Origin of the sequence: Desulfobacter latus, assembly GCF_013389365.1 — a bacterium.
Lineage (GTDB): Bacteria > Desulfobacterota > Desulfobacteria > Desulfobacterales > Desulfobacteraceae > Desulfobacter > Desulfobacter latus.
Window position 1 is genome coordinate 1 of the sequence record NZ_JACADJ010000094.1, and the last position, 11,965, is coordinate 11,965.

General features: G+C 45.8%; 8 protein-coding genes. 5 read left to right on the plus strand and 3 right to left on the minus strand.

Annotation, left to right across the window (positions count from 1 at the left end):
• Positions 1 to 235: 235 nt before the first annotated feature.
• Complete coding sequence (locus HXW94_RS20440; protein ID WP_178368112.1) at positions 236 to 829, minus strand: zinc ribbon domain-containing protein; 594 nt, start codon at positions 827 to 829, stop codon at positions 236 to 238.
• 627 nt (positions 830 to 1,456) lie between these two features.
• Between HXW94_RS20440 and HXW94_RS17065 the strand changes: the two genes are divergently transcribed.
• Positions 1,457 to 1,696, plus strand: a complete 240-nt coding sequence (locus HXW94_RS17065; protein ID WP_178368106.1) for a YheU family protein — start codon at positions 1,457 to 1,459, stop codon at positions 1,694 to 1,696.
• Between the two features lie 207 nt (positions 1,697 to 1,903).
• Positions 1,904 to 4,789: a choice-of-anchor I domain-containing protein gene (locus tag HXW94_RS17070; protein WP_178368107.1), complete on the plus strand. Its 2,886-nt coding sequence runs from the start codon at positions 1,904 to 1,906 to the stop codon at positions 4,787 to 4,789.
• 9 nt (positions 4,790 to 4,798) lie between these two features.
• Here HXW94_RS17070 and HXW94_RS17075 read toward each other — a convergent pair whose 3' ends face one another.
• Positions 4,799 to 5,464 carry a class I SAM-dependent methyltransferase gene (locus tag HXW94_RS17075; RefSeq protein WP_178368108.1) on the minus strand — a complete coding sequence of 222 codons (666 nt, stop codon included), beginning with the start codon at positions 5,462 to 5,464 and terminating at the stop codon, positions 4,799 to 4,801.
• A 453-nt stretch (positions 5,465 to 5,917) separates the two neighbouring features.
• Between HXW94_RS17075 and HXW94_RS17080 the strand changes: the two genes are divergently transcribed.
• From HXW94_RS17080 to HXW94_RS17090, 3 genes are all read left to right on the plus strand, one after another.
• Positions 5,918 to 7,684: a M24 family metallopeptidase gene (locus HXW94_RS17080; protein ID WP_178368109.1), complete on the plus strand. Its 1,767-nt coding sequence runs from the start codon at positions 5,918 to 5,920 to the stop codon at positions 7,682 to 7,684.
• A 104-nt stretch (positions 7,685 to 7,788) separates the two neighbouring features.
• Positions 7,789 to 10,131, plus strand: a complete 2,343-nt coding sequence (locus HXW94_RS17085) for a tetratricopeptide repeat protein (protein WP_178368110.1) — start codon at positions 7,789 to 7,791, stop codon at positions 10,129 to 10,131.
• Positions 10,132 to 10,537: 406 nt separating this feature from the next.
• On the plus strand, positions 10,538 to 11,479 hold the full coding sequence (locus HXW94_RS17090) for a PEP-CTERM sorting domain-containing protein (RefSeq protein WP_178368111.1): 942 nt from the start codon (positions 10,538 to 10,540) through the stop codon (positions 11,477 to 11,479).
• A 147-nt stretch (positions 11,480 to 11,626) separates the two neighbouring features.
• On the opposite strand, the gene HXW94_RS17095 is transcribed toward HXW94_RS17090, so the two are convergent.
• The gene (locus HXW94_RS17095; RefSeq protein ID WP_343054686.1) at positions 11,627 to 11,821 is read right to left on the minus strand and encodes an LOG family protein; all 195 of its coding nucleotides are present in this window, start codon (positions 11,819 to 11,821) and stop codon (positions 11,627 to 11,629) included.
• Positions 11,822 to 11,965: the final 144 nt, after the last annotated feature.

An 11,965-nucleotide genomic window follows, 5' to 3' on the forward strand; every position in this document is an offset into this window, starting at 1 on the left:
AAAAATATATTAAAATATGATCCTCATTTTGAGGGATTCAATTTTATTTCTCAGTTATATGAAGAGGTCTGCAGCATAGGCTGTATTCATCAGCCTTTAAAAACAGCATAATTGGCGAAGGTATTGTATGAAAAATCGGTATAATGTCTATTGCTTGATCAATCAGAACACCAAAGCAGACCACACTATCCACCGGTTACTTTTTATCACTACAAACATAGACAAATATGCTCATTTATACAATTAACGGATACGCCTTCCAGTTTTTCATTTTAACAATGAAAGGGGCAACATTCAGACATTTTTTCCATCCGTTAAGCCATCCGTCTATCTTACTCAAAAATTCCCCAGCGGTAACAGCGGCGCTGGCAGTTTTTGATATATAACCAAAACCTGTTGAACTTTTAAGCGAAATTTGAAAAAATTTTCGTGCAATATTCTGCGTTGCTATGTAATCTCTGTTTCCTGAATACCCGCAATGCGAGCAGGTGAACTCACCGTAATGTTTATGATTTCCACGATTACCGCATTTGGGGCAGAATTGAGAGGTCCAGGCAGGAGATACTGTCTTTACTATTTTTCCAATGAGGTCTGCCTTGTATGTCAGCTTTTCAAAAATACCGGCCCTGATTCTTCTGTAAATCCTTCGGTTAAGCCTGCCGGCAAATTTTTTGCCGTTAAGCCCTCTGAGATCTTCGATAACTATGGTTGAACAATTATGAATTTTTGCAATTTCAATGATTATATTTGAGGCCAGGTGTTCAAGTTCTTTTGAAAGCTTTTTCAGTTTTTTCCATCTGAGTTTGATTTCCCGCTTTAAAATTTTTATTTTCTTTTGTCAGGATTTTGGGTTTGGATGGAAGACCGTCCAATGCAGCCATTATTTTATGCAAAGGGCCTAAATATTTCTGTCATTTTCTTCGAGTCCTTCCATCAATCCGTTCACTCTCTTCAGCATAATAATAGGTGACGCCTTTAATTTGTTTACGAGTTATGTACGCCATGTTAATATATTCACCCTAAACGATTCTGGACGGATTTTGATCAACCCGGCCACTAAAACCATAGTATTTATTTTTTTAATGGTAAATATATCTTGAAAGAAGGCTATTGTCAATAATTAGGGGGTACAAAAACATTTTACAACCACCTGAAATTATTTATTTTTATCCAGATGCTATCTTGTAACTCGTAAACTCGGGATAGGGGTTTTAATTAATTTAAAGTTAGGGGGTACAAAAATATTTTTTAATTATTTGAAATTACAGTTTTTATTTCAAAAGGTAGCTCATAACTCGTAAACTCGGGATAGGGGTCTTTTATTGCCGTCAATGAACGGATGATTTTTAACTACGAAATAAAGTAGGTGCAAACCAATAAATACGACCAGCAGCCTTTTGGCTATCCGGTCTGAAAAATTAATGATTTTAATGCTGAATGACTGGAAACTTGAAAATTGAAAGCGGTTAAAATACCTTATGATCAATTGAGCCCTGAAGCCCTTCAAGGTGTCGTTGAAGAATTTGTCACCCGGGACGGCACCGACTATGGTGAAATTGAGATCTCTCTGGAAATAAAAGTCGCCCAGGTGCTGGCCCAATTAAAAAACGGAAAGGCCGTTATTGTTTTTGACCAGGAAACTGAATCCTGCACTGTTTTGACAAGTGATGATCCTTTGATTAAGACACTGAGGTGAGCTTCAGTCGGCTAAGTGCGAGCTGCGTTGCTTTTTTTGTTATGGCAAAAAAATAGTTATATTATGGTAGGGTTAGGTTCCCTGATAATACCATGAACACATCGTAACGGTTTTATAGCATTTCGCTAATCTGATCTAAATTCGGGCAGGATATAAGAAATTTTTTCTAACCATTAACAAAAGCGAGTACTACAGAAAGGAGCGTTTATGCTTAAACTGCGACCGAATATCTACTTATCCGTTTTAATACTGCTGACCTTGACCGGATCGGCATTTGCAACGAAAGTACCTGTAATTACAAAGATTGCTGACAATGCGCCGATCGAATTGAATCCCATCGGGGTTTACGAGTCCGGAATTTTTGATGAAAGCGCAGCTGAAATAGCCGCTTATGATAAAAAGAACATGCGGATTTACATCGTCAAAGCAACGGCCGCTGCCCTTGACGTCCTCGACATCAAGGATCCGGCGCACCCCAAAAAAATTAAAGAAATCAAACTGAACAAATATGCGACAGGTATCAACAGCGTCGATGTCCACGGTGACCTTGTTGCCGTCGCCATGGAACACAGGCTTGATTATCGCAAGGAATACAAAGGACAAAACCATCATCTTGAAGGACGCGTCGTCTTCCTTAATCTTGAAGGTCACGTTGTCAAGGTGCTCAATGCCGGCTTCCTGCCTGATATGGTAAAATTCACGCCCGACGGTCAATACGTTCTTGTGGCCAACGAAGGTGAGCCCAACGTTGGCGTGACCCATGATCCGGCCGCGTCTATTACCATCGTTGATCTCACCAGAGGCATCAAATCCGCTCGCCTTAAGCAAGTCGGCTTTGACGGCTTTGACGGCACGGAAGTCGCTTACCGCAACGCGGGTGTCAGAATTTTCCCCCTGGACAAAGGCTTCAGAAACATCTCCAACGATGTTGAGCCGGAATATATCGCCATTACACCGGACAGTAAAACAGCCTACGTTGCTCTGCAGGAAAATAACGCTGTCGCTGTTGTCGATGTCCAAAAGCAAAAAATCACCGAAATCCTCCCCCTGGGTCTCAAAGACTGGAGTAAAGGACTGCCCGAAGTCACCACCTTCCCTTTCATGAATCTGCCTGATCTTCCCAATCAGGCGGCTGATGCAAATCCCGTTATCAAGCAGGGAGGTTTCTCCGCCCTCTGGTTCAATGGCGTCAAAGACAACGGTAACTATGAATTTCTGACCGTGCCGGATCGCGGCCCGAACAAACCCGTCAAAGGGTCAAAACCGGCCCAGACGATCTTCCCGGTTCCCGATTATCAGCACCGCATCATTAAATTCGAAGTCAACCCGCAGGATCCTGCAAGCGGCGCCCAAATTACCGGTGACATTCCCCTGTTCAGACAGGACGGCACCACGCCGATCACCGCACTTCCCAATATCAAGGGCTGGTCAAAGGAGCAGCAACCGGTTGATTACAAGATGGACGTCCTGACCGATAAGTACGATGCCTTTGGCGGCGATATGGAAGGTCTTGTGGTTGATAAAAACGGCAATTTCTGGCTGGTTGATGAATACCGCCCGGCCATTTATCATTTTTCCGCCAACGGCGTTCTCGTCAACAGGTTCGTGCCTAAGGGCGCCGCGGCGCTCGGCGGTGATGAAGCCGGGACCTATGGCATCGAGAACCTGCCTGCCGTTTACAACAAGAGGAAAACAAACCGCGGCTTTGAGGCCGCCGCATACGATCCGGAAGCGAACCTTGTTTACGCGTTCATCCAGTCGCCATTACAGAATCCAACTGCCGCCGCCGGTAAAAAATCCGCCGTCATCCGTATCCTGGCTTTCAGTGTCGAGACCTCGACGCCGGTTGCCGAATATGTATATTTCCTCGAAAACAGCAAGTTGAAACTAAAGAAGGTCGATAAGATCGGTGATGCAACCTATCTTGGCAAAAACAGATTTGGCGTCATCGAAAGAGACGCAACCTTTAATGATAAAGAAGGCAAAAAATATGTCTTTGAAATCAACATCAAAGGCGCAACCAACACCCTGGGCAAAACCGCTGCTGATTTCGGCGGCAAGGAACTGGAAGAGCTGACGCCTGATGCTTTTGCAAAACTGGGATTGCGTGCAGTCTACAAGCGAAAAGTTCTGAACCTGCCCTCAATCGGCTATCATCCCAGCGACAAAGCCGAAGGCCTGGTTCTTCTTCCCGACGGAAGCTTTGCGGTTCTTAATGACAACGACTTTGCTTATAACTACACCAAGCGCAGTCTCACCGGCACCCCGATTCAGCTTGGCATTATCTCATTTACCAGAAGCAATGCCGTCGATGTTATCAAAGACAAAAAAGTCGAACTTAAAAACCAGCCGTTCTTCGGTATGTACATGCCCGATGCCATCTACGCTTACGCTATTGACGGTAAAAACTACTTTGTAACCGCCAACGAAGGTGACGACCGTGGAGACTGGTACGAGGATACCGACTTCAAAGATACGGCCAAGCTTAAAAAGAAGGTCAAACTTGACGACACCACATTTCCCCAGGGCAGTGCCGGACAAGCACTTAAAAAGGAGTCCAACCTCAGAACCTCAGCCATTGACGGCGATGTTGACGGCGATGGGAAAAAGGAAGAACTGCACGCCTACGGTGCGCGTTCTTTTTCCATTTTCGATGCTTATGGGAACCTGGTTTTCGACAGTGGAGACGCAATCGAAAGAATTACCGGCGAATTGATTCCCAAACATTTCAACACTTCCAACAGCAAAAACAAGATGGAAGACCGGACAGAGAAAAAAGGGCCGGAACCTGAGGGTGTCGCAATTGGTGGAATCAACGGAAAGTACTATGCTTTTATCGGAATTGAACGGATTGGAGGCGTCCTGGTTTATGACATCAGCAATCCTTATGACCCGAGCTTTGTCCAGTACATCAACCGCAGAAATTTTGACGTTGATCCTGAAGAAGGAACAAAGAACGGAACCGTCGGTGATCTCGGACCCGAAGGCGTGCTGTTCATTTCAGCGTTAGAGAGCCCGAATAACAAGCCTCTGCTGGTTGTTCCAAATGAAGTCAGTGGAACCACAACGATCTATCAGATCGACGTAAAATAAACAATAACACTACGGGGACGGACGCTTATCGATTGTCCGTCCCCCATCCGACAAATTTTTTATGCCCTTGACTACAACAAAAGCGCCTTTCCCGAAACCTTCCAGAATGGTATTGGGCACTTCTCCGGGGATAAGGGTTTGTAAAATATTCGATACGATAAAACCCGCTGTATTAAGATGACTTAATACCTCCGGAACGGAAAAAAAGGTGGCATCTTTGTAAAATTTGCTGCTTTCTTTCTTTTCTGAATATTGCCTGCCAAGCTCGCTTTCTTTGTCTACAAATCCAATAAGAATGAATCCATTGTTTTTTAATACCCGGCAGGCCTCTTTAAAAGATTTAACGATATCATCCACAAAGCAGATGGTCGTTACCATCATAACAAAATCAAACCGGCCATCAGAAAAGGGCAAATCTTCTGCAACACCGGAATACACGTTGATGCCCTGTGATTTTGCGATGCTTGCCATCTTTGCCGAAGGCTCAACACCGACCGTAATTCCCAGAGGAACCGCAAATTTCCCCGTACCAACGCCGACTTCCATGCCCTCTGCTCCGGCGGAAGGGATAAGCCGGCGGATTGCTTCTATTTCAGCGGCATAGAGATCAGGATGATGATTAAACCATTGGTCATACGCGTCACTGTACTTTTCGAATGATTCAATTTTGGGCATGATCGCCTCCAATCTTTATATTCTTTGCTCACAAATTACAAAACTGGAACCCCTCGCTGACAATTCGCCCGCCCATGCATAGGGATCAAAAAGTAATATCACAGCGTCACCATAGGGTCGTCTTTGCATCGGGTCAAGAAAAAAAGACTTGATTATCGCAAAACATTCTTTTTTCTAATATCCCGGTGTCGCGAAAAGTTCCTTTTTAACGGCACCGGGATATTTTTAATTTACTCCCATCGCCGGATTGACACTACTATTGGTAACCTTATAATAATAAAGATCTTGGAACAGTGCCTTAGGGATTAAACCGAAATCACTTAATCTGGGAGTACAGGCGTCCCGCCTGCATCGTTACTGCGGGCGAGACGCCCGCGCTCCCGGAGATATAAAAATAGGCAAGTTATTTAAGACCCATTCCTTAGCCAAGCATAACAAGGAGTCATTAAACAAGTGAACACACAAGACAAACTTTGCGCCCTGCGCCGGAAAATGGATGAGGCCGGGGTCAATGCCGTGATCATTCCCAATGCAGACCCCCATCAAAGCGAATACCTGGCCGAACACTGGCAGGTACTGAAATGGCTGACCGGATTTTCAGGTTCTGCCGGTACAGCCGTGGTAACCCCAAAGACGGCCGGGCTGTGGACGGATTTTCGCTATTGGATACAAGCTGCTGCCCAGTTGGAGCACTTTACACTTTTCAGGCAGGGCGATACGGATGTCCCGTCCTTTGACAAATGGTTGGCCAGCACGCTCTCCGCCAATGACCGCATTGCCCTGGACGGCAAAATGGTGTCTGCGGCCCAGGCCGGCAGCCTGAAAAAAAAATTTGCACAAAAGGGTATTGTTGTGGACACCACCATGGACCTGATTTCCGATCTGTGGCCGGACAGGCCGCCCATGCCCCGGACCCCGGCTTTTGCGCTGGATACCGTCTATGCCGGTGAAACCCGGAAAGAAAAATTTTCTCGCATACGCAAAAAAACGGCAGCTTACAATGCTGACTGCCATGTGATGGCCGCCCTGGATGACATTGCCTGGACCTTTAATCTGAGGGGTCAAGATATTCACACCAATCCGGTAAACCTGGCCTTTGCCATCATTGACATGGATCAAATCCGTCTGTTCATTGATCCGGCCAAGCTCAGTCCGGCACTCGGCTCATCCCTTGAAGCGGACGGCGTTGCATTGTTTGACTACGACGATTTTTACGAAACAATCCAGAAGCCGGATAAACAATCCAGGGTACTGCTTGATCCCGAAAGCGTTTCAGATCTTATTTACCAGGCCATCGGGAGGCACTCGGATATCATTGAGGCGTCAAACCCTTCGCACATGTTTAAATGCCTGAAAAATGAAGTTCAGATCTCCCATATCCGTGACACTGCGGTCAAAGACGGCCGTGCCGTTGTCAATTTCCTTCACTGGCTTGACACAAGCAATGCCCCCAAAACGGAAATGTCAGCCGCAGAACAGCTTTTGAATTTTCGCAAAGAACAGGACGCCTTTATCCACCCCTCGTTTGACGCGATTATGGCGTTTAAGGCACATTCAGCCATCTGCCATTACAGTGCCGACCCTGATACGGATCTGACCTTAAGTCCTGATGCCATGTTTCTGACCGATTCCGGGGGCAATTACCTGACCGGGACCACGGACATCACACGCACCGTACACTTAGGCGCGCCGTCAAGCCAGGAAATCCATGATTACACCCTGGTACTCAAAGCCCATATTGCCGTTGCAACAGCGCGCTTTCCCGCCACTGCCAGGGGGTACCAGATTGATGCCATGGCCCGCCGGCACTTATGGCAGCAGGGACTTGACTTCGGCCACGGCACAGGTCACGGGGTGGGATTTTTCCTGTGTGTGCACGAAGGCCCGGCACGCCTGAGTACACAGCCCGTGGATATCACGCTCAAACCGGGCATGCTTTTGACCAACGAACCGGGCCTTTACCGGGAAGGCCAATACGGCATCCGGCTTGAAAATATGGTTCTGGTGATCAAGGACAGGGATACGCAGTTCGGCAGTTTTTTAAAATTTGAGAATATGACTTTCTGCCATTTTGAGCGCAGCCTTATGGATAAAACCATGATGAGTTTGGCGGAGATCAACTGGATCAATGATTATCACCAGATGGTTTACGACCGGCTGGCGCCAGGCCTTGATACGCCGGTCCGGCAGTGGCTCAAGGAGAAAACGAAAAGCCTTTAAGATATATGTTAAACTTGATTTTTCAACGCCATCGCCTTAAAATTATGACATCATAATAAAGATATCATGGAGGCACACATAAAAATCGAAAAAAGGAAAACAGCATGCCTTTAATTCATCGTCTGCTTTTAATACTTCTCATCTGCTTGCCTGCAATGGTCTCGGGCTGTTCCAATGAAAATGATGCCCAGGTGAATGAACATATAAAAAACGCTAGGCAATTCCTCGCCCAGAAAAAACCACAGACAGCCATCATCGAATACCGCAACGCAATAAATTTAGAGCCGAATAACGACGTGGTATTGTTTGAACTGGCTGAAGCGTATGTGTTGACCGGGCAGGTTAATGGCGCTGTCCGGTATTATAAACTGGCATCAAAGGCCAACCCACAGAACATTCTGCCCCTTCTCAGACTTGCCCAGGTTTTTATGCAGACCGGCCAACTCCTGGAAGCCAGGGAACATCTTTCCAAAACCCTGGAAATCAACCCGGCCTCCATCGAAGCCCTTCATCTGCTGGCCGGGGTCCAGATCAGGGAAAGGGATACGAAATCTGCCGTTGAAACGTTGAACAAGGCCCTTTCCCTTGATAATGAAAATATAAAAACCTATGTATCCCTGGCACAGCTGTATTTAAAAATCAATGATCCGGAAAAGGCGGAGCAGGCATACCTTGCGGCCATCAGCCATGACGCTTCATCAAGGGCCGCATATATGGGGCTGGCCCGGCTCTATGGATTACAAAAAAAATGGGATAAGGCAGAAGACCTGTTGAAAAAGGTGGTTCAAACACCGGGCAACACCCTTATAAAATATACAGACATGGCCAACTTTTACAAGGGTCAAAAACGGTTTGACCTGGCGGAAAAATACTTTCAGGAAGCCGTTCTTTTTGATGAAGACCGGGTGGAGCCTTTAATCAATCTGGCGGAATTTTATGCCGGAAGAAAACAGGCGGACAAAGCAATCGCAGCCATGGAGGATGCGTTGGCCAAGCAGCCCCAAAGCCCCTTGATCCTTTCAGGCCTGGCCCAGATTTATCTTCAGTTCAACCGGGTGGATGAGGCTGAAAAAGCCGCTAAACAAGCCTTGGAAATCGACAATGATTATGCAGATGCCCTGTTTCAACAGGGGCGGGTCCTGATGGCCCGGAATAATTTTAAAGAAGCCTTAAACCGGTTTGACCAGGTGATTTCCATGAACCGGCTTAATGCCAAAGCTTATTATTACAGGGCTCTTTGCATCAGGCAGCGGGGCGCCACCCACCGGCCGGAACAAGAAATTTTCAGGGCCGCCGCAGGCCTGCTGGACAACCCCGAAGAGTTTGAAAAAGACCAGATCAAGGGCAACCTCCTGGCGGCTGTTACAATTGACCCATCTCTTCTGGATGCCAGGATCAAACTTTTGGAAATTTATATTATAGAGAAAAAGCCGGAGAAGGCAAAAGAACAAATAAAGGAAATATTCAAGCTGTCACCGCCCAATATCCGGATCATGACGCTTTTGTCCGGTCTTCATCTTCTCGAAGGAGATCCCCAGGGCGCCAAACAGATCCTTGAGTCCATTATCAAAAACAGGCCCGGATATCTGCCCGCCTATATCCGCCTGGGCATGCTGTACGATTCACTGGGAAAACCGGAGCAGGCATTGGAATATTTAAAAAAAGCATATGATATGCAACCTGATCAGACAGGAATAGTAAAAATGATGGCCAATATTTATCTGGCCCAAGGAAAAAACACCCAGGCCCTAAAACTGGCCGACACCTATGCTGAAAAACTATTCCCTGATCAAAAAGCCTTTTTTAACAACCTTAAAGGGGAAATCCATCTGGCCGGCCGGCAGACTGAAGTCGCATTTACCTTTTTTGAAAAGGCTGCCCGGCAGGCGCCCCGGTTTATCACGCCACGCATGCACATGGCCGGGCTGCTGACCCGTCAGAGAAACCCGGAAAAAGCCCTTGAACAATATAAACAGATTGAATCCGTGAATCCGGCGCATGTTCCGGCACTTATTTCCATGGGCGTGATTTATGACACCCTTGGGAATATCAGCAAGGCTGAAACTTACTATAGAAAGGTACTTGAGCAAAACCCCAAACATGCTGATGCAGCCAATAATCTGGCCTTTATCCTGTCCGAGCGCAAAGGCGCCACTGACGAAGCCCTTGAATATGCCGCCATTGCAAGGGCGGAATCGCCAAAAAATCCCAATGTGCTGGATACCATGGGATGGATTTTTTATCAGAAAGGCAATTATCTGAATGCCCTTTCCGAACTTGAAGAAAGCCTGAAGATAAAACCGGACAGCGCCCTTGCCTGTTTCCATTACGGTATGGCCCTGTACCGGACCCAGGAGTTTGAAAAGGCACGGCAGTACTTTAAAAAAGCGCTGGATATTGATCCGGGGTTTAAGGATGCGGATACGGCCAAAAAGATGTTGAATTAGGGGCAAGACGAATCAGTGTAGGAAAAGAAACAAACTTAGCACCTTTTTTTCATATTATTGGGCAAAAGAAATTCTGATTCAGAGAAATTTACTTCTGGGTTACGACCTATTATGCTATTATCAAAACTGTGAAACAACAGTAATTATAGATATGAATCTTTCCAATTGAGAAACTCGCACAAAGACACTAAGACACAAAGATTTCATGTTATGGGTCTTTGTGCCTTTGTGGCTTTGTGCGAGAACAAAATTAGATTGCTGGTGAAACAGTGTCGGCGCTATTTGTCCCATAAACTAATGTCGTTTATTATTAATTTGGCATCTATATTGCATTTGAATTAACAAACTACAAACTTAAAATCTAAATTATCGCCATTGGGGATAATCAAAAAAAGGGATATAGATAATGAAAAAAAATCTGGGTGTATTACTCCAAGGAGTTCTTTTAAGCTTTTTCTTTCTGCCTGCTGCATATTCGGCCCCGAATATTAATGGCGTCATGTCCTATACAGATTCTAACGATTGGGGAAACCTTGGCGTAACTACAACCACAGCGTTCAGTTATTCGAATACAGTTCTTAACAATGTTGTAGTAGAGGAACAGAATGCTTACGGGTCGAGCGATTATGATGTGGAAGAACTAGGGTTGTATATAGAAGACAACGTGCTTTATATTGGACTGCAGACTGAGTATGACCTTTCCCATAGTCCTGACTCGTACAATGTATCTGCGGGTGATTTCATCTTTATGTTTGGGGACAGCACAGATAACAAGCTTCGTGATTACAATAATGACCAGAATTATACAGGGGCCTATAGCCAGAATTATAAAGGAGACTATGATTATGCGTTTGCCTTTGATTTTACGGTTGATGACAATGGCCAGGTAGATATCACCTATTTATCAGGAACGATGGCCGGTACCGGTGTTGGCACATATGCAAACAACTATGGAACGGACTACGGGATTGCATCGGCAACTTCCACAGTTAACATATCTGAAGCTGACTATAGTTATGGATATTCAGAAACTAATTCTGGCGGTGAGAACGGCTACTATAACGGCCAATATACCCTGGAGCTGGCCATTGATCTTGACTCGCTTTCTGACGAGTTAAATGCCCTCTTGAGCAGTTTTGAAAATTCGAGTGAATATGCGTCCGTCGCCATGTACTGGCAACCCTCCTGCGGGAATGATTTCCTGGCTGCCAGCAGCGCGTTTAATTACACGACGACACCGATCCCTGGGGCCGGTGCAAGCCCAACGCCTGAGCCTGCCACCCTGCTGCTTTTCGGTATGGGGCTGCTGGGAGCAGGGGCAGTAGGAAGACGGAAAGGACGGTTATAGACTGCAGAACCCACAAATCAAGTACCGCCATCAAAGCCGGCCGGAGGCTTGAAATTGCGAACCGCTCAAAACAATTATTTTATAGGCCACCCAAAAGGTGGCCTTATCCTATTTGAACAAACTCAGTTCCTCTAAAATAAAAGCATCTTAACTTTCCAGAAACAGATCCAGCAGCGCCTTGGGGTCTTCTTTGATAATGAGTTTTGCTTCCGTCTCTTTTCTAATGAACCCCTGGTTGACGCCATGCTGCGTAAACGCATGCAGATGGTCAAAATACCCGACCACGTTGAGCAATCCGCATGGTTTTGTATGAATGCCGAGATGGGACCAAGTCAGTATTATAAAGTTTCATATAAAATATAGCATAAAATAGTTGACAATAGATTAAAATGTGTTTAATATATACTTATGAAATTAAGTGTCTGGGCAAAAAAACAGGGTATAGCTTATCGGACTGCATGGGAACATTTTAGAACAGGTAAAATC